The following is a 25,719-nucleotide window of genomic DNA, read 5'->3' as shown; positions in this document are numbered from 1 at the left end:
TTTGACGGCCGCCGGGCGGCGTCAATTTTCGGTACGATTTGTTCCGTTTTTATTATAAACAGAATCTCGCACCTTGAGCGGCGCTTTGTCCGCGTCCACCCGGCGGGCTACGCCGTCAACGCGCGGCCGCCATCTCGTCGAAAGGTTTCGCGCGCCGTTCCATCGCTCGCGCCGCCCATGCCGACAGCAGCGCCGACAAAATCACGTAGACGCACACGTACCAGGGCTTGCCGCCATTGAGCCGCAGCAGCGCCGTCGCGATGATCGGCGTGAGGCCGCTCGCGAAGATGCCCGAAAACTGATACACGAACGAGATGCCCGTATAGCGCACCTCAGGATCGAACAGTTCGGCAAAGAGCGCAGCTTCCGGTCCGTAGACCATGGCGTAGAAGATGCCGAACGGGATCACCACACCGAGCCAGATGGCCAGCGTGTTGCCGGCCTGCGTCTCCATCAGCCAGAACGCCGGCAGCACCGAGGCGCCGCAGATCAGCGAGCCCCAGCGATACACGCGCGCGCGTCCCATCAGGTCCGACATCCTGCCGAAGACAGGGATGAAGAAACACATCACCATCGCCGCGATCATCACACCAGTGAGTGCTTCCGTGCGGCTCATCGAAAGACGTTGCGTGAGGTAGCCGATCATGAACACCGCGAAGATGTTGAAAAACACCCCGTCGATCCAGCGCGCGCCCATGCCGAGCAGCACCGAACTGCGATAGCGCGTGATCATGTCGACGAAAGGGATTTTCACGTCGCGGCGATTGCGCTTGAGCGCGAGAAACTCGGGTGTCTCCATCACCTTGAGGCGGATGTAGAGGCCGAGCACCACGAGCAGCAACGAAGCGCCGAACGCGAGCCGCCACCCCCATGAGAGGAACGCCGCTTCCGGCAGCAGCCGGGAAATGCCCGCGACGATGCCCGACGCAAGACACAAACCAATCGCCAGGCCGATCTGCGGCAAACTTGCGAACAGACCGCGCCGGTTCGGCGGAGCATATTCATAGGCCATCAGCACCGCGCCACCCCATTCGCCACCGAGCCCGATGCCCTGCAACACGCGCAGGAAGAGCAGCAGAATGGGCGCCCAGATGCCGATCTGGTTAAAGGTCGGCACGAAGGCGACCCCCGCCGTCGAAATCCCCATGATGATGAGTGTGCAGATCAACGCGGACTTGCGTCCGACCTTGTCGCCGAAGTGACCGAAGATCACGCCGCCGAGCGGTCGCGTCACGAAGCCGACGGCGAACGTGCCGTAGGCCAGCATCGTCGAGACGAGCGGATCGTGAGCGGGAAAGTAAAGCTTGTTGAACACAATGCCGGCGACGACGCCGTATAGAAAAAAGTCATACCATTCGACCGTCGCGCCAATCACGCTCGCGAATGCAACGCGGCGAATAACTCGCTTATCGATTGCCATAGCGTCTCCTCCGATGGGTGGCCGCGCGCCGTCCCGGCAACGCAGCAGTCTTTGAGCCCCTGTCTGTCTCCTCCTGGGGCACGAATTTCACTGCCTGCACGCTGCTTTTATCGACTTCGAGTGCAGCGAGTCAGGTAGCAATCGATTTACTTCTTGAAGCGACTTCGGTTCGTTGCTTCTGCTTCTGCTTCTGCGTCAGTAATGCGCTTCCGTGCTCCGCGACTGCACTTGCCCAGCCGGCCGGTCGCCGGCACGGGCATCCTCGAGAATCATGCTGGACGCCTTTTCGGCGACCATCACAATCGGTACGTTGGTATTGCCGGAAACGAGGGTCGGCATGATCGAGCAATCGACCACCCGCAATCCTTGCGTGCCATACACGCGCAATCGTTCGTCGACCACCGCGCCCGGATCGCTCGCGACGCCCATCTTCGCGGTGCCGGACGGATGAAAAATCGTCTGGCCATATTCGCGGCAAAAATCCAACACTTCCTCATCGCTCTGCGCTTCGCGGCCCGGACGCACTTCACGTTTCATCAGGGATGCCATGGGCTCCTCGGCGGCGACGCGGCGCGCGAAACGCACACCCGCGACCGTCGTGCGGCGGTCGAGATCGGTCGCCAGATAATTCGGCTGGATCGACGGCGCGTCGTGCATGTCGCTCGAGCGGATCCGCACGCTTCCGCGCGACTCCGGCCGCAACTGGCAGATCGAATAGGTGCAGCCGGGGAACGCGTGAACATCGCCACCCGCGGTGTCGGCTGAGAGCGTGGAGAAGTGGAACTGAATGTCGGGCGTTTTCGCCTCATCCGGCAATGCGCGGCAGAACATGCCGCCCTGATTGATGCCGACGGACAGCGGCCCTTCGCGAAACAGCGCCCATTGCAGACCCATCTTCGCGCGGCCCGTCCAGGAGTGTAGCAAGTCATTTGTCGTGATCGGCCGCGTCACTTCATAGGTCAGGCGTACTTGCAGATGGTCCTGCAGATTCTCCCCAACACCGGCTCGATTGGCGACCACCGGAATACCGAATTCATTGAGCAATTTCGCCGGCCCGATGCCCGACACCTGCAGCAATTGCGGCGACTGCAGCGCGCCTGCCGTCAGCACCACCTCACGGTGCGCGCGCACTTCATGCACCTTGCCGTGTTGCACATAGCGAATACCCGTCGCACGTGTGCCTTCGAAGAGGATCTTCGAGGCCAGCGCGTCAGTCTCGATCTGCAGATTCGGACGCTTGCGCGCGGGTTTCAGGTAAGCGACGGCAGTCGAGCAACGCCAGCCGCGCCGCGTGGTCAACTGGTAATAGCCGACCCCTTCCTGATCACCCTGATTGAAGTCGTCGACCGTTGGGACGCCCAGGCGATTCGACGCAGCAATGAACGCATCGACGAGTTCGTGGCGCTGCTTGATGGTAGAGGCCCACAAAGGGCCGTCCACGCCGCGTGTCGGCGACTCGCCGAGCTCGTTGTGTTCGAGCCGCCGGAAGTACGGCAAGCACTCATTCCAGCTCCAACCGCGATTGCCGAGTGCGGCCCAGTGGTCGTAATCCTCTTTTTGACCGCGAATGTAGATCAGCCCGTTGATGGAACTGCTGCCACCCAAGGTGCGCCCGCGCGGCCAGTAGAGCTTGCGATCGTGCATGTTCGGATCCGGGTCGGTGTAAAAGCCCCAGTTGTAGACCGGATGAAACATGGTCTTGCCGTAACCGATCGGGATATGGATCCACAGGAAGCGGTCTGGCGGCCCCGCTTCGAGCAGGCATACCGAGTAACGGCCATCTTCAGAGAGTCGGTTGGCCAATACACAGCCAGCCGATCCCGCGCCGACGACCACGTAGTCGAAACTCCGTACCATTGATGTCTCCGAGCCGATGCCGTTGTTTTTTAAAACCGGATCATTTCGTCTCAATTTATTGGATGAGAGTTTCGACTTCAAGCAAATCCGGTTAGGATTGAATGAACCGGTACGAAAACCGACTTTTTCGTTTCACTATTCAATCTGTCCGTGCGCGTTTATCCGGGTTGTCACTGATCCGTTCGGGCTGCAATCACCTTCATCCGCCTCGGGAAGGACAATGAGAGACACCACGCATCTCCCCTCACCCCCTCACGAGCCCGCCGACGACACCCGCGTCCTGCGCGCGCTCAACGTGCTGGAACAACTTGCCTCCGCCGGACAACCGTCTTCACTCTCCCAGTTGTCCTTACGTCTGCAGATTCCGAAGGCAACCTTGATGCGGCTGATCGAGTCGCTCGAAGCACGCGGTTACGTCACGCACATGCCGGACTCGCGCGGGGCCGATCGCGCCATTGCGCTCGGGCCGCGCGCCACGCAGCTCGCCCTGACCACGCTCGCGAACAGCACGTTTACGCGTGCGTGCCGCTCGTTGCTGCGCACGCTTGTGGACGCGCTCGGCGAGACCTGCAATCTCACCGTGCTCGACGGCGATACCGTGCTGTACGTCGAGCGCGTCGAGACGAGCGAACCCTTGCGTCTGCATCTGCAACCGGGCACGCGCGTCCCGCTGCATTGCACCGCCAGCGGCAAGCTGTTTCTTTCGCAGATGAACGCGACCGAGCGCGGACAAGTCATCAGGCGCTTGCCGCTCAAATCGATGACGTATCGCACCCTGACCGATGTCGATCTGCTGGAAGCGGAACTCGACCGCCTCGCCATGCGCGGCATCGGTGTCGACAACGAGGAATTCGTGCGCGGGATGGTGGCGGTCGCGGTGCCGGTGCGCAACGTCGAGGATGGCCGTGTGCTCGCGGCGCTGGCCGTTCACTCCCCTACGGCGCGGGCCAGTCTGGAGGATCTGTTGAAAGCGGTGCCGAAGCTCAAGGAAATAGCCGTGCGCATCGGACCGCTGCTTCAGCCCGCAACGGCGGCCGCAATGGCCATGTCGAAATAGCGACAACGCGCCGCCACCCTGGCATTAGCATGGGTGCAGCGGAGATCTCGAACGATCAACCGCTGCACATCAAACAGCAAGCGTCAGGCAGGCATCAATGGGTACGAGGCCGATAGTCCACGAATTCCGGTTCAGTTGAAGCCGCGCCCCGTTTCCGGGCCCGCCACGCATACGCCACGAGCAGCACGCCGAGGCTCACCACCCCGAGCCACAGCGGCGTGCGCTGGTCCGGTATGAACGCCATCGCAACCAGAATGCCGATCATGCCAACGATCGCGAACCAGGTCAGATACGGGTAGCACCACATCCTCACACGCAACTTCTCAGGTGCCTCGCGCTCGAGCCGCGCGCGCAGCTTCAGTTGCGACACGGCGATCAGCACATAGACGAAAATGGCCACCGTGCCGTAAGAATTAACTAGGAATGCGAACACCGTGTCGGGCGATACATAAGACATGATGACCGACACATAGCCAAACAAGGTGCCGATCAGGATCGCGCGAACGGGAACGCCGCGGCGATTGACCTTGGCGAGCCCAGCCGGCGCATCGCCGTGGCGGGTCAGCGCAAACATCATCCGCGACGCCGCGTAAAGGCCGGAATTGAGTGCGGACAGCACCGCGGTCAACACGATCGCGTTCATGACATTGGCCGCGGCCGGGATACCCATTGCATCGAGCGCGCTCACATACGGCGTTGCCATGCCCGGCGAATTCCACGGTACCAGCGCAACCACGAGCAGGATCGAGCCGACATAGAAAATCAGCACGCGGGTGATCACCGAATTGGTGGCTTTGGCGACAGCCTTGACCGGCTCATGCGCTTCCGCAGCGGCAATGGTGACGATCTCCGCGCCGAAGTAGAAACCCGTCGCCGCGACGGCCCCGCTCAGCACCGGTCCGATCCCCTTCGGCATCAACCCGCCGTGCGAAAGCAACGTCGGCATCACGGCCGTGGTATGCATCGACGCGGGCCACAGACCCAGTACATAGAGCCCGCCGAGGAACAGAAACACGACGATCGCCGCTACCTTGATGGACGCGAACCAGAACTCGAACTCGCCGTAACTGCCTACAGAGATCAGATTGGTCGCGGTCAACACGACCAGCAAGACAAGGCTGATTGCCCACGCCGGCGTATCCGGCAGCCAGAATTGAACCAGCTTCGCGCCGGCCACCGCCTCGACGGCCACCACGATGACCCAGAAATACCAGTACATCCACCCGGTCAGAAAGCCGGCCAGTTTGCCCGGCCCGCGCTTGCCGGCAAAGGCTAGCCGCGCGTATTCGTAGAACGACCCCACCGCCGGCATGGCGCACGCCATTTCTCCGAGCATGCGCATCACGAGCACGATCAGGCCGCCCGTAATCAGAAACGACAGAACCGCCGCTGGGCCGGCCTGCTGGACCACCACACCGCTGCCGACAAAGAGGCCCGCGCCAATCACGCCGCCCAGCGCGATCATTGTCATGTGGCGCTCCTTGAGGCCGGTCTTCAGTTCACTCTTGTTCGATACTTCCATGTCACCTCCACATCCTGTTGATGTCGGCGCCGGTCGCGCGGGGCTGCATGCGGAGTTGCGTGCATTCCCGGAACCTGAGCGCCGCCAATTCGGATCGAGCGAGGGCGCTTGCGCGCCTCGCTTCATCGTATCTTTTCATATGACTTAACGCGCAGCCCTGTCTGGCTGCGCAGCGCCGTGCCCGTGGGGCACGACGACTGGCGAATGACGTGCCGCGGGTGGCGCGGCACGCAGAGCGCGCTCAAGGCTTCTCGTCGCGCCGGAAATACATCTGGTAGAGCATCCGTTGTCCGATGCGACGGAACGGTGCGAAAGGATGGCCGGGCAACGGCGTAGTAAAGATCGGCAGCGTCTGCTTCGCCCCTTTACCCGCTATCCGTTCGGCGAGGCGGCGCCCCGCCTGCTGGGAATAGGACACGCCATTGCCGCCGTAACCCAGTGCGTAAAACACCGACTGCTTCGGATCCGGCTGGCACACCCGCGGCATCATGTCGTGGCTCACATCCACCCAGCCCCACCACGAGTAGTCGATCTGCACACCGCGCAACGCCGGGAACTTGCGCCCCATTCCTTCGACGAGCAACTCGTAGTGGCGCGGATTCGGTGCATCCGCACCGGTGATCGCGCTACGGCTGCCGATCTGCAGCCGGTTGTCCGGCAGGAAGCGATAGTAGAACCGCAAGGTGCGCGTATCGGTGAGCACCTGGGTCGTTCGAAAATTGCAGTCGGCGATTTCCTGCTGCGTGAGCGGACGCGTCACCATCGAATTCGACAGGATCGGCATCACCTTGCTCGTCAGCGAAGGATGCAGGTTCTGCGCCGTATACGCGCCGGTCGCGATACCCACGGACCGTGCCCGCACAATGCCACCCGGCGTACGCAGATGATGAATGCCGTTGATGGTTTCCCAGCCGATTACCGGGCTCGCCGGATGGACGCGCGCACCCGCTTCGCGTGCCAGTCGCAGATAACCGAACGCGAGTTTCAGCGCGTGGATGCCGATACCCTCCGGTTCGTGAAGCGCGCCGGCCGCCTCGCAATCGTTGACATACTCGCGGCGAAACGTGGCCTGGTCGATAAGCTCGGACGGGTACCCGAACACGTCTTTCCAGACCTTGGCTTCGGCGGCGAGCTTGGCCATCATGCGCGGCCGGTGCGCAATCAGAAAGTGGCCGCCCGGCTGCGGATCGCAATCGATTTCGGCCACCAGCGACTTGAAGTTGTCGAAGCCTTCCTGGATCTCGTCGTGCATTTTCAACGCGACGTCTTTACCCCAACGCTCGATCCATTGGGAGCGCGACAGACGGCCCGACGCGTTCTGCCCTTGCCCGCCATTGCGGCTGCTGCAGCCCCAACTGGTTTTGTTGGCCTCGAGCACCACGGCCTTGATGCCGTGATCGCGCGCCAGACAAAGCGCCGTTGCGAGCCCCGTATACCCGCCGCCGATGATCGCCACGTCCACGTCGATGTCTTTCGTGATCGGACCATCGTCGGGCGGCGGCGTGCCGGCAGTCGCGGCCCAGTAGGTCGGTGCGTATTGCTTGCCGTGGCCCGGTCCCGGTGAGACCAGCGGGTCGTATCTCGGGTCATATTGTGTCGCGCTGTCCCGCTCTGCAGAGAGACCTTCGCCGACCCGTGTGATGACACTTTGCGCCATGTGAAGCTCCTCGTCGGCGTCAAACGTTCTGCTTCGGGCGTTCCTTGCGGAACGCGCGCTTGACTGCGATCAGACCATCGCGGAACTCGAAGAGATCGCAGCCTTCTGCTTCAATACGCCAGCCTTCTGCATGCGTCCCCGTGAACACCCATTCGGACACGCCACGCTCTCCGATGACGTAATGACGGCCGTCGCCCCAATGTGCATCCGGGAAGGTCTTGAAGACCGCTTCGAACGCTGCGCGCACCGCGTCGCGACCGACGAAGCGTGCACCATAGACTTCGCTTCCGCCCGCGGCGTCGAACACACAGTCTTCGGTCATAAAGCCCATCAGCGCGTTCGCATCATGACGATTGAACGCAGCGGAAAATGCGGCGAGCGTGTCCGCGGTGACCTTTGATGCGGACGTTTCTGTTGTGGCCATGCATGTCTCCTGCTTAGTGAATTGGGTGAGACTCGTGAGCTTGCCTAAGTGGCGATCTCTTATGGAAAAGTGTAAGTTTCGTGTCCACTCGACGGTAGGGCCAGTGCGCTGGTTTCGCCTGGTGCAGCGTGGGTCGAGAAGACGCGGGTTGACTGCCCTCGAACCGGTTTTTCGGATTCGGGCCGCTGGTATGTCTGGTGTGATCCGTGCGATCGATACGCCTGGCGCCATTAGCGCGATGAGCGTGGCACGCTGGCGCGAGGTGGGTGCTAGTTCAGCGCTTGCGTGCCTTCGAGGCAACGCTTTATCGCGCGCTCGTCTTCGTCGGTGAAACGGCCGATCAGGACAATCGTCGATTCCGCCGCTGCGTGACCCGCAAAGGGCGTGATGAGAATGCGGCCGCCAACCACATGGAGTTCCTGAGGTGAGGCGTCGTGTCCCAGCCAGACGATGCCCTTCGCTCTCAGTAGCGTTGCGGACAGGTTGCGAAGCGCCGCTCTGAGTTTCTTGCTATCGAGAGGAAAGTCCGACCGGAAGGAAAAACTACAGATATCCAGATGCCGGTTCGAAGCGCCTCCCGTCGTCACGCCGAGCCCAGCCGCGCGGTGGCGCGGCACCACACTCGCGTCGAAAATCAACGCGGGCGGTATCTGCCCATTGACCGACTCGAGCAGGATGGACGTGGTCGCGAGCGCCAACACTGCTTCCGTTGCCGTGATCTTTTCCTGCTCTGTCACGAGGTCGGTCTTGGTGAGCACAAGGGCTGTTGCGCCGCCGATCTGCCGGCGCACAATATCGCCGACATACGGGTCGAGCAAAGTTGCGCCGATTCGCTCGGCATCCACGGCAACAATGATCCCGTATAGCCTGAACGCCCTATCGAGCAGACCGATCTGCGCGATTTTCACGGGATCGGAAACGCCGCTGGCTTCGATGATCAACAACTCGGGACGCTCGGGACGTGCGCTGATTTTCACGAGCGCGTCAACGAGGCGGCCTCCGATGGAACAGCAGATGCAGCCGTTCTCCAGATTGATCACATCATCCGTGCGTTCGCGGATCAACGCGGCGTCGATATTGATATCGCCGAAATCGTTGACCAGCACCGCCACCCGGCGCTGCCCCGCCATCGACAGCACATGGTTGAGCAAGGTTGTCTTGCCCGCCCCCAGATAACCGCCTAGCACTACCAGCGGAATGGGCGGCCGGACCGTCGACTGCGCAGCGTCGTTCATTTTTCCGGCGACTGGAACACGCGGCCGCCCAGCACCGTCCCCCACACTTCGACGTCTTTCAGCTTCTCCGCCGCGACCTCGGTCGGATCGTCCGCCAGCACGGCGAAGTCCGCGAACTTGCCCACCTCGATACTGCCGATCAGATGATCCATCTTGAGCGTATAGGCCGCACCCAGCGTGATCGCGCGCAACGCGTCCGCCACGGGAATGCACTCGCTCGCGCCTAGCACGCGACCGGTGGCGGTCTTGCGCTGCACCGCGCACCATGCGGTAAACAACGGGCTCAACTGTGTGATCGGTGCGTCCGAATGAAAAGCAAAGGGAATGCCCAGTCGCCGCGCCGTTCCCGCCGCGTTCATCCGGTTCGCCCGGTCGGGGCCCATGGTCTGCGCGTAATGCGCGTCGCCCCAGTAGTAGATATGGTTGGAGAAAAAGTTGATGCACATGCCGAGTTTCGCCGCACGGGCCAACTGGCTCGCGTCGGCCATCTGACAGTGCTGCAGCGTGTGACGGTGATCGCTGCGCGGACAGGCGTCGAGCATCTTCTCGATGGCGCTCAAGACGACCTCAGTCGCTTCATCTCCGTTCGTATGAATATGAAGCTGCAGCCCGGCGCGGTGAAACGGCGTGAACACCGCCTCCAACTGGGTGGGCGGAATCAGCCACAACCCGTTTGGCTGCCCGCCGACATACCCCGGCCACTTCAGCCGCGCCGTGAAACCCTGAATCGACCCGTCGACGATGAATTTGACCGGGCCGAACGTCAATTTCTCCGTGCTGTCGCGAATCGCCGACAGCACTTTTTCGACGCCGCCGTCGGGGCTTCGCTGCGGTGCAAACGCGGGCACGATTCGCACCGGATACTGCGGGTCGGCCGTGACTTCGCGCAGGTTGCGATTGCCCAGCGCCGACAGATCGTTGACCAGATCCGTCGCGGTGGTCACGCCGGCGAGTTGGGCGACCTTGCCGAAATTCCAGATGGCCTCGGTCTTTTCACTCGCCGCGATGGACAGCTGGCTGCCGATCACCTCATACACGGGAAACATGGCGGCGAATTCCTGCAGTTCGCCGGTCGGCTGGCCGTCTTCGTCTTTGTCGATCCCGTCAATGTCGGTGTTCTCGTCGATACCGGCGAGCGCCAGCATGGCGGTGTTGACGTTCATCAGGTGCACACTCGCGTGCAGCACGACAATGGGCCGGCGGGTCGAAACGGTATCGAGTTCCTTGACCGACAAGCGGCTCGCGCCGAAGAAAATCGGATCGAAGCCCCACGCGAGCAGCGGCGCCGCCGCGTCCGTCATGGCGCTTTGCGCTTCCGTGAGCCGCCCGATCACCTCGTCCAGCGTTTTCAGACCTCGCCACACCTTACCGTCGGGACCACGTCGGTCGTAGTAGCCGAGATACACGGCGTCCCACATGGCGCCTTCCATCAGATGGCAATGCCCTTCGACGAGACCCGGCATCAACACCTTGTCCTGGAACGTGTCGACGATCTCAGCCTCGCCCCACTGACTGACGTCCTCCAGCGCGCCGACGGAGAGAATCTTGCCGTCGCGCACAGCAACATGCGTGGCCTGCGGCTGAGCCGGATTCATCGTCAGAATCTTTCTGGCGACGAAGACGGTGATGGGACCTCGTTCAATTGGATTCATAGATAGTGTTCTTTGATTCAGGACGCGGCCCCGAATGATTAGGACAGAGCATGCACCGGCTTACGCTTCCAGCTATGGTTCAACAAGGCAGTCACCGCGATATTGATCACGAGACACAGCAGGCCCAGGTTGAATCCACCGAGCTCGGCATGAAAGAGGTAAAGGATAATCGCGAGTATCTGGCCGGTCAGAATACCCGTTGCCACGGCGGCCGGTTTGACTCGAAGCGAAAACAGAATGATCATCACGCCCGGGAAAAACTGGGTCACGCCGTAGTACGCGGTATTGATCAGCGTGAGCATCAGATTCGGCGTCAGCAAGGTCATCACGATCGAGACCAGCAGGTAAATGACGATCACTGTTTTCGCGGTGGCTTTCTGCTTGCTCTCGGGCATCTTCGGTAACAGATTGCGCGTCACGAGCGGGCCGATGGCGAGGCAGATACCCGTCAGCACCAGCAACCCCGATAGCGCGGCGCCGGCCGCGACCAGACCCAGCAACCAGCTCGGCAGCAGCCGGATCGCCGCCGCGAAGAACGCTTCATTCGGCGACGCAAGGTGCAGGTTCTGACTGATTGCATAGTACGAAGCGATGACCAGAAACGGATACATCAGCATGTACAGCGGCATGCAAACCTGGGTGCGCCGGATCGTGTTCGGGCTGGTGGCCGTGAAGAAAACCTGCACGGCGAACGGCATCACGTAGAACCCTAACGACTGGAACAGCATGGTGCTCATCGAGAACGTCAGTTGATTGGCGTTCATGCTGTTGCTGACGTGCAGGCTCGCGGCGTGAAAAACTTCCGTGACGCCGGATTCCCACGAAACCGCGAGGCCGGTGATCACAATCGCCACGACCATCAGCACGTCCTTCAGGATCGCAATGTAGGCCGACGCACGCACCCCCGAAATGGCGATGTAGGTGAAGGCCAGCATCGCCGAGATCAGAATCAGATAGAGCGGCTGGAAATTCCAGCCGAGGCCCTTGAACGCGGCAACGAGCCCCGTGAATTGCAACTCACCCCAAGGCAGCAAAAACAGGATCGCCGATCCGCCAACGATGACCTCCAGCGCGCGGTTGCCGAAATAGCCTTTGAACAGGTCGGGCAGCGTAATGGCGTTATAGCGCTTGCCGGCCTCCCAGATTTTCGGCCCGATGAAATAGCCGACGGGATACGCCAGCAGGATATATCCGAGGAACCAGACCCCATAAGTAGGTCCCTTGGCATAGATGCCGCCTGGAAAGCCGACCATCGTGCCGATACTGTAGATTTCGCCCGCGGCGAGGAAAAAGACCAGATACGCGCCGAACTGCCGGGACGCAACAAAGAAGTCATGAACGCTTTGCGCGCCATGCCCTTTTTTGGACCGTATCGCCAGATACAGCGAGAAGAGAATCAAACCGAGAAAGACAACGGTGGACATCCTGGCTCTCCTGCTGCGTCAGTGGGTTTGCGGATCTGCATCGTCCGCGCGGCGATCGAACAGACGCCAGCACACCTGCAGGCAGAGCGACGTCAGGACAAACCACGCGAAAATCCACGCATAGATGAACGGCACACCCAGGACGAATCGATCGACCGAAGCGACCCAGGGCAGCAGGCCTATCACGCCAATGTAGGGGATGCCGATCCCGATCAGGAACTTGAGCATGAATTCTCCGTCTGCTTTTCGTGGTCGATGAAATCATGTCTGCTGAATCCGCCTGTTATTGAACGACCGGACCTGGCAGTAGCGGTCCGCGGCTGGCGGATATGGCACAGCGGCCATAGCAGACGAATTCAGTATCGGTGGCCGAAAATGCACCTGACTAGTACCAGCGATAATAAATCGCCTGGTCCACATGCGGGACCATGAGCGGGTATTGCACCCGCTCGCAGGGACGTGGCAAGGTCGTTTTTACGCGCTTTTACGTGACCAGGGCGACCAGCCCGGAACACAGCAGCAAAGCGCTCACGAGATGTTCGAGCCGGCGCACAGGCACGCGTGGACCCAGACGCTCCCCCATGGAAACGCCGAGCACGAACACCGGCACGAGTAGCGCCAGCGAGCCGAGCTGGGGCGTGTGAACCTGATGTTCGGCCACAAAAAGGGCCACCACACCCACGTAGAGCACCGCGAAATAAGCGAGAAGATTGGCGCGCAGCGTCGAACCTTTGCCGATGCCGTTGAAGTAATAGACGGCCGGCGGGCCGCCGATACCGCCCAGCGCGGTCAGCGCGCCGCTCATTGCACCTGCTGTGAAGGTCGGTCGCCAGCCGCTATTGTGGAGCCAGCGCCAGCCCCTCATGTGCATCACCGTGGAAGCGAGAACAGCGACCGCTACGAGCCGCCGAAGCTCGACCGCGTTCTCACTCGCCATCCACAGGGTCGTGACGGCGGTGCAACCCATGGCGACCAACGCAAGCGGAATCACAGTGCGCCAGCGCACCGCGCTCGCCCAGCTGCACACGCCTTGCAGCGAGGTCGCAAAATGGATCAGGACAATCAGCACGCCGGCTTCGGGCGCGGGCATCAACAGGCCGAACAGCGGCGCCATGACGAGCGCGCCGCCGAAACCGGTGAGACCTTTTGCCATGCCCGCCACCAAAGTCACCAGGGCAAGGCACCCCAGTATGGAAGGAGTATCGGCAACATTCATGAGTCGTTGGTTCGCATTAAACGGAGAATCGAGAGTCAGATCGATTGCTACGTTTCGCGCACGACGACATCTTCAGGAGAGGGCCGGTATCGTCGCAGTATTCCGAAACTTCGCGTAGTGCCAGCGGCGTCCTTTCGATGGTGCCAGACGAGGACTCGCGCGCCATACGCCCGGTTCAACGCGCCGGATGCGAAGCTGCCAATCGTCACCATCGCGGTCAGCGGCAGGAAGGCCAGGCCGGTCTGCAACGGCGTCCATCCGCGAGCCGACTGGAAGACCAGGCTCAGCAGGAAAAACAACCCATAGAAGACCAGGCCAGAAATCAGCGAAACGAACGCCGACGCCGAAAATACCGGACTCCGAAAGAAGCCCAGTGGCAGCATCGGCTGTTTGCGCCTTGTCTCGACCAGCACGAACGCAATCCAGGCGGCGAGCGCAATCACGGTGCCCGTGCGTATGACGCCAGCGTGCCACCCGAGCTTCGCTCCCTCGATCAGCACGGCCACCGACGCGCCAAGCGCCACGATGGCGAGCATCTGACCGATGACATCCATCGACCGGCCCGACGCGGCCGGACGGACCGAATCGACGCGCGTGGTCAGCCAGGCGCCGATCAGCGCGATCGGCACGTTCACCAGAAAAATGCTTCGCCAGCCGAGAAGGTGAATCAGCAGACCACCGGCGAGGGGCCCCGCCGCCATCGCGATCCCGCCGCATCCGGCCCACACCCCGATCGCGCTGGCTCGTTGCCGCGCAACCGGAAAAGCATGATTGATAAGGGTCAGCGAACACGGGACCAATAATGCCGCGCCGACGCCCTGCGCGACGCGGGCGGCAACCAGAATCTGCAAATCCGGCGCCCCCCCGCATAACGCGGACGCGCCGGCGAAAATCAACAATCCGGCGAGATAGACCGCCTTCGCGCCGATCCGGTCGCCCAATGCGCCGCCGCTCAGCAGCAGGCTGGCAAATGTCAGCGTATAGGCGTTGACCACCCATTGCAGGCCGCTGATATCCGAACCCAGACTGGCTGCAATCGGCTCCAGCGCGACGTTTACGATCGACGTATCGAGTATGACAATGACGTAGCTGAGGCTCGTCGCGATGAGTACCCGCTTCTGATATTCACGTTCATTGTTCAAGAGTTCCAGCCCCTATTTATCGGTTCACCGTTGACTATAAGGTGGCCCGCACCGAGAATGCTTCGGGCTGTATCGAAGTGTTCCACTCAACGGTTTTTTGCCTGCCAGCAGCGACCAACCACGCATCAACGACGGACGTTCCAGAAAATGGGCCAGCACAATATTTCGAGCGTTGCGCACCTGATCGCAGAGCCAGTTCGTTCGGTGATGCTGATCACACTCTCCGACGGCTGCGCCCTGTCGGCCAGCGCGCTGGCGGAAGCGGCAGGCGTGACCGCGCAGACCGCCAGCTCACATCTCGCCAAGCTGCTCGACGGCGGTTTGCTGAGCGTGGAGAGCAAGGGCCGGCACCGCTATTACCGGCTCGCCGGCGCGCACGTTTCGCACTTGCTTGAAAGCCTCGCGTCGGTCGGGCCGGTCACGCCGGCGTGGCGCAACACACCAAGTCGCTCGGCCCAGGCGCTGCGTTTTGCACGCTGCTGCTACGACCACCTGGCGGGGCAGATCGGCGTCGCGGTGACTCAGGGCATGCTCACGCGGGGCCTCATCATCAAGGCCGGCGAGCGTCACTATGCACTCACCACGACCGGTCGCGAATGGCTGCAGCAACTTGGCATCGACATGGGAGATCCGGCGTTCGACAAACCGGAACACGCACGCCAATGTCTCGACTGGACCGAGCGGCAGTATCACGTCGCGGGGCCGTTAGGCGCCCGGCTCATGGACGCGTTCCTTGCGTGGGGCTGGATGCGCAGGTCGCCCACTACGCGGTCGGTGACCATCACAACGCTCGGATGGGATGGGCTCAATCAACATTTCGGCATCGTGCGCGAAGCTTGCAAAGCTGATTAGGGAAACACTCTCGCTGCATCCGCTCAATTGTTAAATCCCCGCCCTGCCGGTTCGTTTTGTTGAAGCCGGCTCATCGAGGGGAGGCAGCGTGCACGCACAGAAACATCATCGCGGAGTTCATCGCCCCTCGCATCTGAAAGCGGTCAAGCCAACCGATCAAGCGCATCCCGGAGCCGGGCCCGAGCCGGAACAGAAGCCAAAGCCGACGCCGAAGAAAACGAGCACCTCGCACGAAGGCCGCCTCGCGAAGCTCGCCACCTTCACGACCGACCTGCGCATGGTGTCGATGAACGTGCTGCTGCTTATCGGCGCATGTCTTGCCGCAGCCATGCTGTGGAAGCTGGTATTCGCACGCGAGACGCTCATTGAAAACATCGACGTGCCGGAGGCGTTCACCAGAATCGGCTATTCCGGCGAGGCGTTCCAGTCGTTCGTTGCGGGCCATCTGATCGCTCTCGAAGAGCGCGCGGCAGATGTGATACCCGCCTCGGCCAAGGAAGAAATCAAGCTCGATTCCGACATGCCGGATTTCTCGGTGCCCGGCACGTCCATTTCCGCAAAGACGATCCTGCAATACGTGCGCGAGGCGCTGCCGCTTCCGGTCTCGACCATTTCGGGCAGCGTAACCGGCAATCCGGATCACTACGTTTTGCATCTGGTCCTGGCGGAGCGCGGCGCGGTGTATCGTTTTGACACGCCCGAAGGCTCGATCGCCGATCTGGAGCAGAATCTTTCCAATCTCGCCCTCGATGTGCTGAAGAAGCACAGCCCTTATATCTACGCGTCGTATGAGTCGGCCGAAGCTCAGGCGCGCTGCTACACCGGTAAGGGAGTTTGCGACTTCTCCGAGGCTGAGCGGGTATTGTCGAGCATTGTCGACGCTGGAGACGAACAGCCGAATTACAAATGGGCCCTGCTCGCACTATCGAAGATCGATGAGGCGTACCACGATTACAACGGCGAAATCGACGCGGTCAGCCGCCTCTCCGCCGAATACCCTTCGTCCTGGAGCTTTTATAACTGGGGCGTCGCACTCGGCGAACTCGGTTGTCACAAGATGGCGATCAGCGCATTCGAGCGATCCATCGCCTTGCGTTCGTCCCGGGAGGCTGCGTTCAATGCCATTGGCCGCGCGTGGCTGGCACTCGCCAGACAGGCGCCGGACCGTCATTCCACCGAGGCCAGAACCGACCTGCAAAACGCGCGCGACGATTTCCGCGTAGCGGTTTACCTGAAACCGGACTACCAGGAGGCACACGTCAATCTGGGGGAAACGCTCAAGCTGCTCGACGACGACAAGGGCGCGCGCCGAGAATACGTGAGCGCCATCGAGATGGATCCGACACACGCGGGACTCGCCTATGCCAGGTATGCCGAACTATTCGGGGATCAGAAAGAACGGCGCAAGCTCCTCGACTATGCGAGCTGGGCCGACAACCTGCACGAGGAATGCCGCGCGACTAACTCGACCTCACTACTCGAGGCGCTCGGTTGCAGCGTCGCCATGCAAGCTGAAACGATCCGGGTTGCCAACCCGGATAGCCACGCCGGAATCGAGACCGTTGCAACGAAGGCCGCTCCGGTACCGGATTGCAGCGGCCTCTCGGTCGACGACAGGCTCCCGCCCGGAGATGGCTTGCCCGACTTCGCGCAGGTTGCGCCGTGAAACCCGGCGTCCGCGCGTCGATGCGCAGACGAAGTAAGCATCAATGGCTAGCCGTGCCGCGATCCGAACGGCGCTCGACAAAGCGCCTCACGTAATCATCCGCAGGGCGCGTCAGAATCTCGTTGGGCGTACCCTCCTGCACGAGTTTGCCGTCGCGCAGAATCGCGATGCGGTTGCCGATCCGCAGTGCTTCGTCGAGATCGTGCGTGATGAACACGATGGTCTTTTGCAGCGTAGCCTGCAGTTGCAGCAGCTGATCCTGCATTTCCGTGCGAATCAGCGGATCGAGCGCGGAGAATGCTTCGTCCATCAGCAGCACGTCCGTATCCGCGGCAAGCGCACGGGCCAGCCCGACCCGCTGGCGCATACCACCGGATAACTCGTCCGGATAGTGTTCGTCGTAACCGTTCAAGCCCACCTTGCCGAGCCAGACCCGGGCTTTCTCATTAGCCTCAGACTTGCTTTCGCCACGGACACGCAGCGCGTACGCCGTATTGTCGAGCACGGTCTGATGCGGCAACAGTCCGAAATTCTGGAACACCATGCTGACCTTGTAGCGCCGCAGGTCACGCAAACCTTGTGCGCCGAGCTTGATGACGTCCGAGCCGTCGATCACGATCTCGCCGGCCGTCGGCTCGATCAGCCGGTTGAAATGGCGCACCAGGGTCGACTTTCCGGAGCCGGACAGTCCCATGATCACGAAAATTTCTCCGGCGCCGATATGCAAACTGACGTCGTTCAGACCGACATTGCAACCGGTCTGGGCCAGCACGTCCGCCTTGCCCTTGCCGTTTCGCAACAGATCCAGCACGCGCGCATGACTGGTCGGCGGCCCGAAAAGCTTGTACACGTGGTTGACTTCAATCGCTGCCATGTCGCTCTCCTCGCTTTTTCCTGTTACTTGGCCGTACGGGTTTCGAGCCCACCGTCAGCCGTCGACGTTTCATCCGTATTCGTGGTGCTCACGCGATACGGAATGCGAGAGGCAGCCTTGGCCTTTCTGCGCTGCGCGACCAGACGTCGCGTGCGGCGGTCCTGGCCATAGCCCTGGCTGATGCGATCGATCACGATCGCGAGAATCACGATGGCAATCCCCGCCTGCATTCCTTTGCCCACGTCGAGCGTCTGAATGCCCGCCAGTACGTCTTCGCCGAGCCCGCGCGAACCGATCATCGAGGCGATCACCACCATCGAGAGCGCCATCATCGTCGTCTGGTTGATGCCGGCCATGATGCTGGGCCGCGCCAGCGGCATCTGCACATTCACCAGCAATTGCCAGCGTGTCGTGCCGAACGCACGCGCCGCCTCGACCACCTCGCTATCCACATGACGGATGCCGAGATCAGTCAGGCGAATCAGCGGCGGCAACGCATAGATGATCGTGGCGAGAATCGCCGGCACCTTGCCTAGGCCGAACAGCATCAGCACAGGAATCAGATAGACGAAACTCGGCAGTGTTTGCATGACGTCGAGTGTCGGCAACAGCACGCGCCGCAGCCATGCGCTACGCGAGGTGAGAATGCCGAGCGGCACACCGAGCGAGACCGATAGCACCGTCGCCACCAGCATCAACGCGAGGGTTTGCATCAGCTTTTCCCACAGGCCGAAGCAACCGATCGCATAGAGCAGCAGCATGAAGAAGCCGGCAATGCTCAGGCGCCGCGTCGCATTCCACGTCACCGCGCCGACCGCCAGCAGGATCAGCCATGGCGGTAACGCGCGCAGTGCGCCTTCGAGTGGCACGAGCACATAGCGCAACACTGTGATGCTGAACTGATGGAAGCTGTCGCCATAGCGGGTAACGAACGATTGCACGGCATCGTTCACCCAATCGGCAATCGAAAGATGCAGAAAAAACGAACTCATGATCAACCCTCCACTGCAGGTGGACAACAGGCTGTACGACACCTGCTGTCCTGCACGAGGTATCAAGACCTCGTGCCGTCGAAATCTGCCTGACGTTACTGCCCGTCAGACGCCCGCCAGTCCGGCCTGCACTTTCGACGCGACGTCGGCAGGCACCCATTGTTTCCACATCTCCGGATGCTCGCGCAGGAATTGCGTGGCCATGGCTGAGCCGTCGAGTTTCTTCGTGCTCATTTCGAGGATCGTGCTATTGAGGAAGTCCATCGGAAACTTGACCTTGCCGAGCATCGCCACGAGTTGCGGGTCGGCGTCGTAGAACGGTGTAGATACACCTACCGTGACATGCGAGACCATGTACGAGGATGCGCATTGCGAGGTGCTGCTCTCGTCGCGCAACGTCTTCCAGCATGCATCGTTATAGGCAGGCATCTTCAATTCGACGAACTTGTACTTCGCCATCAATGCAGCCGGTCCCCAGTAATAAAACACGATCGGCGCCCCGCGCTGATACGCGGAAGCGATAGCGGCATCGAGGGCGGCACCGGTGCCTGGGTGGAAATTGGTGTAGCTCGCGTCGAGATTCAACACCTTCAGCAAACGTGTGTTGACGCGTTCGCAATCCCAACCCGTCGGACAGTTGAGAAAGCGGCCCTTGTCCGGTTCCTCGTCGTCAGCGAATACGCTCTTGTATTTGGGCAGATCGGTTACCGAAACGAGGCCCGCGGCGACCGGCTTGATGCCGCGTTTCGGATCGCCCTTCACCACGTATTCCGGCACGAACCAGCCTTCCTTCGTGCCACCCGGCAAGGTGTCGCCGACCAGTTTCACACTGCCCGAGGCCACGGCCTTCGCGGTGATCTCACTGCGCCCGGTCCATTGTTCCGCCCACACCTGCACGTCGTTGTGTGCGAGCGCGGTTTCGGTGGCCGCGGTGCTGCCCGGCACGACATCGGTCTTGCAGCCGTAGCCCTTTTCCAGAATCTGCCGCAGCACCTCGGTTGCGAAGGAGCCGCTTTCCCACGTAATGCCTGCGAAATGCACCGTCTTGCCTTGCGCGCACCAGCTATCCGCAGCGTGCGCGGCCGTCCCGGTCAAAGCCATGGCGGCGGCGCACAGTACCACCCGAAGTTGTCTGAATTGCATCGTCGATCACCCTTGGAGTGTTGAATTGCATTGAGTCGACATGCGCGAGAGGCCAAACCTCTGCCTCACATGCCGGTGAGGACACGTCGTGCGCTCAAGCGAGCAGGCGCTTCTCGAATGGATAGTCGGACAGCAGTTCCACGCGGCCGTCGTCGCGCACATACACCTGCTCTTCCAGCTTGACGCCTTCACCACCGTCTTCATGACCGATATAGCTTTCGATGCACAGCGTCATACCAGGCTCGATCACGCCGTCATAGCCCTTGGCGTCGTTGTCCTCGCGATGGACGATGTACGGATATTCGCCGGTCATGCCGACGCCATGCGCGAGCGCGAAATAGCGGCGCGCCTGATAGGGACCAGGAATCTTCCACGCCTTCGCGATGAAGTCCTGGAAGGTCGTGCCGGCGCGCACGTTCTCCATGTTCGAATGCACCTGTTCATAGGCCAGCTTGTAGAGCGTCTTCTGTGCCGCCGTGGCCGGAGCGTCGCCGCACAGGAAGGTGCGCGAGAAGTCGGCGTAATAGCCGAAGCGCCCCACGACGTCCGTGTCGAGTCCGACCAGTTCGCCGGTCTGGATCTTCCGCGGGCTGCTCTCCTGGAACCATGGATTGGTGCGCGGACCCGAGCTGATCAGACGTGTTTCCACGTAATCACCGTCCGTTTCGATGATGTGCTTGTGCAGATGCGACCACAGTTCGTTTTCGCTGATGCCGGGCACGAGTGCCGCTTCCAGCTTACGCACACCCTCTTCGGCGGCACGCAGCGATGAACGGACCATCTTGATCTCGTTGGGCACCTTGATCGAGCGTGCCCGTTCGAGCGGTTCCTGCGCGTCGCTGATCTGATAGCCGCGTGCCTGCAACGCAAAGGCAGCAGCCGACGTCGCGCTTTCGATCGCGATGCGTTTGCCACCGCCACTCTGCCTGACCAGTTCATCGATTTCATCGGCCCAGCGTTCGGTGACGCGGCCCAGCATATCGTCGCAGAAGTAATAGGAAATCGCGGTGGCGGGCCGTACTTCATCGACCGTGTCGAGTCCGTCGGCAAGAAAATCGCAGCCGGCGTATTCGAACAGCACGACCTTGCCTTCGGCCGGCACGAACAGGTAGCGCGCGGGATTGCGCATCGAATAGACCTGCATGTTGCGCGAGCCGGTCGCATAGCGCATGTGCGTGGGGTCGAACAGGATCGCGGCGGTCAGATCGCGCTTTTTCAGCTCGCGGCGCACGGCGGCAAGGCGGTCGCGTTGAATCTGGGCAATTTCCTCGGCAGTCGGTTCGCAATCTTCCGGGCGGTGGGTCGGGCGAATAATCGTCATGTTTTTTGAGGGGACGTGGGTTATATGAGAGGACAGCTTCAATCGACCAGATTGTCGGCACGCACGAGGCGCTGCTCGGCTTCCAGATGCATTTCGGACACGCGGCCATACAGTTGGCGCGTGCGTTCGAGGCGGCCGATCACGCCCGGCTTCTGCGAATACGCGAAGATCGCCGTATGCCGGTCGATTCCGCCTTGCACCTTTGTGACGCGGTGCAGCGAAAAGCGTCCTTTGAACAGTTGCAGATCGCCGGGCTGCAACGTGATCACATTGATCGGCGCGCGCGTTTCGCCGCGCACCACGCTGCCCACGTCGCCATAGTTCTCGCCCTGGGGCGAGCGGATATTCGGGCAATACTCGAAATCGCCGCCCGCTTCCGGCTGTTGCGTCATCATCGAGACGATGAATTCGTTGGTGTCGTAGTGCCACGGCTGCTCGGTGCCCGGCGGCATGACGTTTTGCACCAGTCCGGCGTAGGGGTCCGCGTATTCCCAGACGCGCGCTTCACCGAGGCAAGCGGCAACGAAGCGTTTCATCGCCTGGGCCACGTAGATGCGGTGCACAATCGCGTCGGCGGGAATCACATCGCGGGTGACGAAGCCGCTGGTGCGGTCCATGAAGACGCGCCGCGGATCATCGGCGGGCAGCGACGGATCATCCGCGGTGAAGTAGGCGTTGACCTTGCGAGTCGAAAAGTAGGTCTTGGCCGCCAGCGCCACGCCCTCGGCCCGCGCCTGGGCCAGCGCCTCGGGCCGCAGGAAGTTGTGCAGCACGGCGCTGCCGTTGCCCGCCAGGTGGGCGCGGCAGCTCGCGATCAGCTCGCGCATGCGGGGATGGTCCGGATCGTGCAAGGGATAGCGCCCGGTATCGACGATGTCGCTCAAATCGTTGCATTCGGCATCGGCAAGAGGAAGACGGACTGACACGGCGGGACTCCAGATAGGGGTTCGGACTGATTTGTGACGCGAATTGTTTTCGACAACAATCACCTCACTGACGCCCCCATGTTTTGATCGCCAAATTTCTTTGGAAAGCGAGTAATTCCGATGGCTTCCATCAGCGGACCCGATTGGTCAAAACTGAGTTCTCTGGATCCCGAACTGGTGCGGGCGTTCGTTGCCGTGGTCGATAGCGGCGGGTTTACCGCGGCGGCCAAACTGCTGCACCGCACACAATCCACGATCAGTCTGCGGATCCGCACGCTGGAGGAGCGCTTGGAAACGCATATGTTTCTGCGTAACAGCCGGCGGCTGGCCTTGTCGCGCGATGGCGAGAATTTTCTAATTCACGCGCGGCGCATTATTCAGGTGCAGAACGAGGCCATCGCCGCACTGAACCGGTGTAGTAGCGATGGGGTCATCCGGTTTGGCTTGCCCGAGGACTATGCCGAGCTTTGGCTGCCTGAGTTGCTCAAGAAGTTTTATGCGCTGAGGCCGGGCGCGCGGCCGCATATTCATTGCCGGATGTCGCTGGAATTGCTGGAGCGCTTGCAGGCTGGGGAGCTGGATCTCGCCTTGGTGGTGCGGCATGGGTCGCAGACCAGCGGGCGGCATCTGGGACGTGAGGAGGTGGTGTGGGCGGCGCATCGGGATTTTGTTCTGGAGGCTGACGCGCCTGTGCCACTGGCTTTGTTTCCTGAAACCTGCTGTTATCGGCAGCGGGGGCTTGAAGCGCTTGCCGCGCTTGATCGGCAGTATCAGGTTGTTTATACGAGTCAGAGTCCTACTGGGATTAAGGTTGCGGTTAATCACGGCGCTGCCGTCACGATTATCGATCGGTGTACTTTGCCGGATAACTGGCGGGTGCTTGGGGTTCAGGATGGGTTGCCGGTTTTGCCTGCGGCGGATCTGGAGTTGCATCGGGCTTCTGTTAATCGGGATCCGGCTGTGGATGTGCTCGCGGGTTTGATTGAGGAGATGGTGGAGGAGAGGCGGAATGTGGCGGTTCCTATTACCGCCTAGTTTTGCGGTTTTGGTGGTTCCTTGATCTGGATTCTTTGGCCTTTCCTTGAATTGTTAGTGGTCTATTAGCGTTGCCCCTGTGCGGGGCGGCACCTACTTTTCTTTGCCTGCCGCAAAGAAAAGTAGGCAAAAGAAAGCGGCTCAAACCGCCAGCTCTTAAGCGGGTCCCCCGCACAGCGCGGTAGTGGTCCATCTGGAATCTGTGCTCTCGCACATTCAGCCCTGGTGACAAAGCCGTCATGCTTCCGGCGGCGCTGCGCGCGCCGATGCGCATTTTCTTAAACCGTCTGCTTCGCTTCCCCTCTCTCATCTCGTTTCGGTGCACTACGCTTCGCTGCGCCCCACTTCGCGCGTTGTTCGATCTCCCTTGCCCTCCGAGTAATTCGGATCGCAAATGTGCCGCTATTCGGTTGGAGCGCTCCGGTGCTTGCTCCATCGGCGTTTCCGATTGATGCCATCAGAATTCCTCGCTTTGCAAAAAGTATTGGCCGGAAAATCGTGCGTCGGCTACTTGCCAAACTATTCTGGAGATCTTATGAAAAAGAAAGTCATCGCTATCGCCCTGGTCAGTGCCGTCGCCTCCCCCGCCTTCGCACAGAGCAGTGTGACGTTGTACGGGGTCATCGATGAGGGTATCGACTACACCAATAACGTCGGGCACGGTAGCGTCGTGGAACTCGCAAGCGGCTACGCACAAGGCAGTCGCTGGGGCATGAAAGGCTCGGAAGATCTCGGCGGTGGCCTCAAAGCAATCTTTCAACTCGAAAACGGCTTCGATCTGAATTCCGGGCGACTCAATCAGGGTGGCCGCATGTTCGGCAGGCAAGCCTATGTGGGTCTGAGCAGCGACCGCTTCGGTAGCGTGACACTAGGCCGCCAGTACGACTCGGTGGTCGACTATCTCGCGCAGACCACCGCCAACGGCAATTGGGCAGGCTATCTGTTCGCCCACCCCTACGACAACGACAATACCGATAACTCGTTCCGTGTCGATAACACCATCAAATACGCCAGCCCGGATATCTCGGGGTTCCAGTTCGGGGGCACCTATAGCTTCAGCAACGATACGAATTTCGCCAACAATCGTCAGTACAGCTTCGGCGCTCAATACGCAAACGGCGGTCTGCTCCTCGCCGCAGCCTATTTGCAAGCGAATAATCCCGGCGCCGGGTCGAACGGTGCAATCACCGCAAACGACGCAAGTTTCATCGCCGGCCGCATGCGCGTGTTCGGCGGCGGGATCAACTACACGTTCGGCTCAGCTACCGTTGGCTTCGCGTATACCAACTCGAATTACAAAGATCCCACCGGCAACGGTTATATCGGCATTCCGCTCGCCGCGAACGGGGTCCTGTTGAATACGCTCAAATACCAGAACTTCGAAGTGAACGGCAAATACCAGATCACACCAGCGTTCTTTGTCGGCGCACAGTATGTCTACACGATGGAGACTTACGACGCGTCGACAGGCAGCGTGAAACCCAAAATCCACTCCGTCGGACTGATGGCGGACTACAACCTGTCCAAACGCACAGACGTCTACGTTCAGGGCGAGTACCAGAAGGTCGCCGGCAGTTCGACTAATTCGATTCTCGACGACGCGTTCATCCCAGGCACACAGTCTCCCTCGTCGACGCAAAATCAGGTCGTGGCGCGCGTGGCACTTCGCCATAAGTTCTAGACGCCGCGCCACGCTTCGACTCCAACACTCAAGCCAGACATGGAATGCGCGGCTCGCCCCGCACTCCACCGTCAACTCAGTCAACTTGACTCCCGGCAGATGCGAAGGTAACCTACGAAGGTAACCTTCACATCTGCCGGTATGTCCAGCAACGACACTCAGCCCGCACGGCCCCTCTCTGATCCCGACGCCCTGCACGCAACGGCGGAAAACTTGCGCGTCCTCGTCGGCAAGTTGCGCCGCCGGTTGCGCGAAGAAGCGCATGTGGGCGATTTCACGCCGTCGCAGGTGCAGGTTCTCCTCCTGCTGGAACGCGAAGGTCCGGCAACGGTCACTACGCTAGCCCGCCTCCATGGCATGCGTCCGCAATCCATGGGCGAGACGCTTTCGGTTCTGAAAGCTGCCGGACTCGTGAGCGGCGCACCAGACCCAAACGACGGGCGGCAAACCGTTCTGTCCCTCACGCCGGCCTTCCGCAAAAAGATCAAGGCAAGCCGCGCGGCACGCGAAGACTGGCTATTCCGTAGCATCCAGACCCGCTTCAGCGCCGCTGAACAGAAACAACTCGCGATTGGCGTCGACTTGCTCAAACGTCTCATCGACTCGTAACTCCCAGGAAAACA

22 protein-coding genes are annotated in these 25,719 nt (G+C 61.0%); 6 read left to right on the top strand and 16 right to left on the bottom strand.

Going from position 1 to position 25,719, the window contains the following annotated elements:
• Positions 1-115: 115 nt before the first annotated feature.
• Positions 116-1,420: an MFS transporter gene (locus KHO31_RS24210; RefSeq protein WP_201082438.1), complete on the bottom strand. Its 1,305-nt coding sequence runs from the start codon at positions 1,418-1,420 to the stop codon at positions 116-118.
• A 195-nt stretch (positions 1,421-1,615) separates the two neighbouring features.
• Positions 1,616-3,277 (bottom strand): GMC family oxidoreductase, encoded by a 1,662-nt coding sequence (locus KHO31_RS24205; RefSeq protein ID WP_211624286.1) that lies wholly within the window; start codon positions 3,275-3,277, stop codon positions 1,616-1,618.
• Between the two features lie 220 nt (positions 3,278-3,497).
• Here KHO31_RS24205 and KHO31_RS24200 point away from each other — a divergent pair, with 220 nt between their 5' ends.
• Entirely contained in the window at positions 3,498-4,334 is an 837-nt protein-coding gene (locus tag KHO31_RS24200; protein WP_211624284.1) for an IclR family transcriptional regulator, read from the top strand.
• 94 nt (positions 4,335-4,428) lie between these two features.
• Here KHO31_RS24200 and KHO31_RS24195 read toward each other — a convergent pair whose 3' ends face one another.
• The 9 genes from KHO31_RS24195 to KHO31_RS24155 all read right to left on the bottom strand — a co-directional run bounded on the left by KHO31_RS24195 (position 4,429) and on the right by KHO31_RS24155 (position 14,606).
• Positions 4,429-5,856: an amino acid permease gene (locus KHO31_RS24195; RefSeq protein ID WP_201086076.1), complete on the bottom strand. Its 1,428-nt coding sequence runs from the start codon at positions 5,854-5,856 to the stop codon at positions 4,429-4,431.
• A gap of 241 nt (positions 5,857-6,097) precedes the next feature.
• A complete protein-coding gene (locus KHO31_RS24190) occupies positions 6,098-7,513 on the bottom strand; it encodes an NAD(P)/FAD-dependent oxidoreductase (protein ID WP_211624282.1) in 1,416 nt (471 codons plus the stop codon).
• Positions 7,514-7,532: 19 nt separating this feature from the next.
• Positions 7,533-7,937 (bottom strand): nuclear transport factor 2 family protein, encoded by a 405-nt coding sequence (locus KHO31_RS24185; protein ID WP_201082429.1) that lies wholly within the window; start codon positions 7,935-7,937, stop codon positions 7,533-7,535.
• A 269-nt stretch (positions 7,938-8,206) separates the two neighbouring features.
• Positions 8,207-9,172: a CobW family GTP-binding protein gene (locus tag KHO31_RS24180; protein ID WP_201082427.1), complete on the bottom strand. Its 966-nt coding sequence runs from the start codon at positions 9,170-9,172 to the stop codon at positions 8,207-8,209.
• Positions 9,169-10,824: an amidohydrolase gene (locus KHO31_RS24175; RefSeq protein WP_211624280.1), complete on the bottom strand. Its 1,656-nt coding sequence runs from the start codon at positions 10,822-10,824 to the stop codon at positions 9,169-9,171. Before KHO31_RS24175 ends, KHO31_RS24180 begins: the two co-directional genes overlap by 4 nt.
• A gap of 38 nt (positions 10,825-10,862) precedes the next feature.
• The gene (locus KHO31_RS24170; RefSeq protein WP_201086073.1) at positions 10,863-12,248 is read right to left on the bottom strand and encodes a sodium:solute symporter family protein; all 1,386 of its coding nucleotides are present in this window, start codon (positions 12,246-12,248) and stop codon (positions 10,863-10,865) included.
• Positions 12,249-12,266: 18 nt separating this feature from the next.
• The gene (locus KHO31_RS24165; RefSeq protein WP_172170407.1) at positions 12,267-12,476 is read right to left on the bottom strand and encodes a DUF3311 domain-containing protein; all 210 of its coding nucleotides are present in this window, start codon (positions 12,474-12,476) and stop codon (positions 12,267-12,269) included.
• A gap of 256 nt (positions 12,477-12,732) precedes the next feature.
• Positions 12,733-13,464 (bottom strand): sulfite exporter TauE/SafE family protein, encoded by a 732-nt coding sequence (locus KHO31_RS24160; RefSeq protein ID WP_268962509.1) that lies wholly within the window; start codon positions 13,462-13,464, stop codon positions 12,733-12,735.
• Between the two features lie 47 nt (positions 13,465-13,511).
• Positions 13,512-14,606, bottom strand: a complete 1,095-nt coding sequence (locus tag KHO31_RS24155) for an MFS transporter (RefSeq protein WP_236071417.1) — start codon at positions 14,604-14,606, stop codon at positions 13,512-13,514.
• Positions 14,607-14,753: 147 nt separating this feature from the next.
• On the opposite strand from KHO31_RS24155, the gene KHO31_RS24150 reads away from it, so the two are divergent.
• Both KHO31_RS24150 and KHO31_RS24145 read left to right on the top strand, forming a co-directional pair.
• Positions 14,754-15,458 (top strand): ArsR/SmtB family transcription factor, encoded by a 705-nt coding sequence (locus KHO31_RS24150; RefSeq protein WP_211624279.1) that lies wholly within the window; start codon positions 14,754-14,756, stop codon positions 15,456-15,458.
• An 88-nt stretch (positions 15,459-15,546) separates the two neighbouring features.
• Positions 15,547-17,124, top strand: coding sequence for a tetratricopeptide repeat protein (locus KHO31_RS24145; RefSeq protein ID WP_201082417.1), 1,578 nt, complete (start codon positions 15,547-15,549; stop codon positions 17,122-17,124).
• Between the two features lie 40 nt (positions 17,125-17,164).
• Here KHO31_RS24145 and KHO31_RS24140 read toward each other — a convergent pair whose 3' ends face one another.
• The 5 genes from KHO31_RS24140 to KHO31_RS24120 form a co-directional block, all read right to left on the bottom strand.
• Positions 17,165-17,998: a quaternary amine ABC transporter ATP-binding protein gene (locus KHO31_RS24140; protein WP_201082415.1), complete on the bottom strand. Its 834-nt coding sequence runs from the start codon at positions 17,996-17,998 to the stop codon at positions 17,165-17,167.
• A 23-nt stretch (positions 17,999-18,021) separates the two neighbouring features.
• Positions 18,022-18,990, bottom strand: coding sequence for an ABC transporter permease (locus KHO31_RS24135; protein ID WP_201086072.1), 969 nt, complete (start codon positions 18,988-18,990; stop codon positions 18,022-18,024).
• Positions 18,991-19,095: 105 nt separating this feature from the next.
• Positions 19,096-20,133, bottom strand: a complete 1,038-nt coding sequence (locus KHO31_RS24130; protein ID WP_201108616.1) for an ABC transporter substrate-binding protein — start codon at positions 20,131-20,133, stop codon at positions 19,096-19,098.
• 94 nt (positions 20,134-20,227) lie between these two features.
• Positions 20,228-21,454, bottom strand: coding sequence for a M24 family metallopeptidase (locus KHO31_RS24125; protein ID WP_201082408.1), 1,227 nt, complete (start codon positions 21,452-21,454; stop codon positions 20,228-20,230).
• Between the two features lie 38 nt (positions 21,455-21,492).
• Complete coding sequence (locus KHO31_RS24120) at positions 21,493-22,380, bottom strand: HalD/BesD family halogenase (RefSeq protein ID WP_201086071.1); 888 nt, start codon at positions 22,378-22,380, stop codon at positions 21,493-21,495.
• Positions 22,381-22,500: 120 nt separating this feature from the next.
• Here KHO31_RS24120 and KHO31_RS24115 point away from each other — a divergent pair, with 120 nt between their 5' ends.
• From KHO31_RS24115 to KHO31_RS24105, 3 genes are all read left to right on the top strand, one after another.
• A complete protein-coding gene (locus KHO31_RS24115; RefSeq protein WP_201082404.1) occupies positions 22,501-23,415 on the top strand; it encodes a LysR substrate-binding domain-containing protein in 915 nt (304 codons plus the stop codon).
• A 535-nt stretch (positions 23,416-23,950) separates the two neighbouring features.
• A complete protein-coding gene (locus KHO31_RS24110) occupies positions 23,951-25,096 on the top strand; it encodes a porin (RefSeq protein ID WP_201082402.1) in 1,146 nt (381 codons plus the stop codon).
• Positions 25,097-25,237: 141 nt separating this feature from the next.
• Positions 25,238-25,705 carry a MarR family winged helix-turn-helix transcriptional regulator gene (locus KHO31_RS24105; RefSeq protein ID WP_211624278.1) on the top strand — a complete coding sequence of 156 codons (468 nt, stop codon included), beginning with the start codon at positions 25,238-25,240 and terminating at the stop codon, positions 25,703-25,705.
• Positions 25,706-25,719 lie beyond the last annotated feature (14 nt).

The organism is Paraburkholderia domus (assembly GCF_905220705.1).
In the GTDB taxonomy this organism is placed as follows: domain Bacteria; phylum Pseudomonadota; class Gammaproteobacteria; order Burkholderiales; family Burkholderiaceae; genus Paraburkholderia; species Paraburkholderia domus.
Note: the sequence above shows the minus strand (reverse complement) of the source record. Positions and strands in the feature narration are given on the sequence as shown.

What these genes read in the sequence shown, in the direction of transcription:
- KHO31_RS24210 (WP_201082438.1), bottom strand. Translation starts at nt 1,420, where the DNA reads ATGGCAATCGATAAGCGAGTTATTCGCCGCGTTGCATTCGCGAGCGTG.
- KHO31_RS24205 (WP_211624286.1), bottom strand. Translation starts at nt 3,277, where the DNA reads ATGGTACGGAGTTTCGACTACGTGGTCGTCGGCGCGGGATCGGCTGGC.
- KHO31_RS24200 (WP_211624284.1), top strand. Translation starts at nt 3,498, where the DNA reads ATGAGAGACACCACGCATCTCCCCTCACCCCCTCACGAGCCCGCCGAC.
- KHO31_RS24195 (WP_201086076.1), bottom strand. Translation starts at nt 5,856, where the DNA reads ATGGAAGTATCGAACAAGAGTGAACTGAAGACCGGCCTCAAGGAGCGC.
- KHO31_RS24190 (WP_211624282.1), bottom strand. Translation starts at nt 7,513, where the DNA reads ATGGCGCAAAGTGTCATCACACGGGTCGGCGAAGGTCTCTCTGCAGAG.
- KHO31_RS24185 (WP_201082429.1), bottom strand. Translation starts at nt 7,937, where the DNA reads ATGGCCACAACAGAAACGTCCGCATCAAAGGTCACCGCGGACACGCTC.
- KHO31_RS24180 (WP_201082427.1), bottom strand. Translation starts at nt 9,172, where the DNA reads ATGAACGACGCTGCGCAGTCGACGGTCCGGCCGCCCATTCCGCTGGTA.
- KHO31_RS24175 (WP_211624280.1), bottom strand. Translation starts at nt 10,824, where the DNA reads ATGAATCCAATTGAACGAGGTCCCATCACCGTCTTCGTCGCCAGAAAG.
- KHO31_RS24170 (WP_201086073.1), bottom strand. Translation starts at nt 12,248, where the DNA reads ATGTCCACCGTTGTCTTTCTCGGTTTGATTCTCTTCTCGCTGTATCTG.
- KHO31_RS24165 (WP_172170407.1), bottom strand. Translation starts at nt 12,476, where the DNA reads ATGCTCAAGTTCCTGATCGGGATCGGCATCCCCTACATTGGCGTGATA.
- KHO31_RS24160 (WP_268962509.1), bottom strand. Translation starts at nt 13,464, where the DNA reads ATGAATGTTGCCGATACTCCTTCCATACTGGGGTGCCTTGCCCTGGTG.
- KHO31_RS24150 (WP_211624279.1), top strand. Translation starts at nt 14,754, where the DNA reads ATGGGCCAGCACAATATTTCGAGCGTTGCGCACCTGATCGCAGAGCCA.
- KHO31_RS24140 (WP_201082415.1), bottom strand. Translation starts at nt 17,998, where the DNA reads ATGGCAGCGATTGAAGTCAACCACGTGTACAAGCTTTTCGGGCCGCCG.
- KHO31_RS24135 (WP_201086072.1), bottom strand. Translation starts at nt 18,990, where the DNA reads ATGAGTTCGTTTTTTCTGCATCTTTCGATTGCCGATTGGGTGAACGAT.
- KHO31_RS24130 (WP_201108616.1), bottom strand. Translation starts at nt 20,133, where the DNA reads ATGCAATTCAGACAACTTCGGGTGGTACTGTGCGCCGCCGCCATGGCT.
- KHO31_RS24125 (WP_201082408.1), bottom strand. Translation starts at nt 21,454, where the DNA reads ATGACGATTATTCGCCCGACCCACCGCCCGGAAGATTGCGAACCGACT.
- KHO31_RS24115 (WP_201082404.1), top strand. Translation starts at nt 22,501, where the DNA reads ATGGCTTCCATCAGCGGACCCGATTGGTCAAAACTGAGTTCTCTGGAT.
- KHO31_RS24110 (WP_201082402.1), top strand. Translation starts at nt 23,951, where the DNA reads ATGAAAAAGAAAGTCATCGCTATCGCCCTGGTCAGTGCCGTCGCCTCC.
- KHO31_RS24105 (WP_211624278.1), top strand. Translation starts at nt 25,238, where the DNA reads ATGTCCAGCAACGACACTCAGCCCGCACGGCCCCTCTCTGATCCCGAC.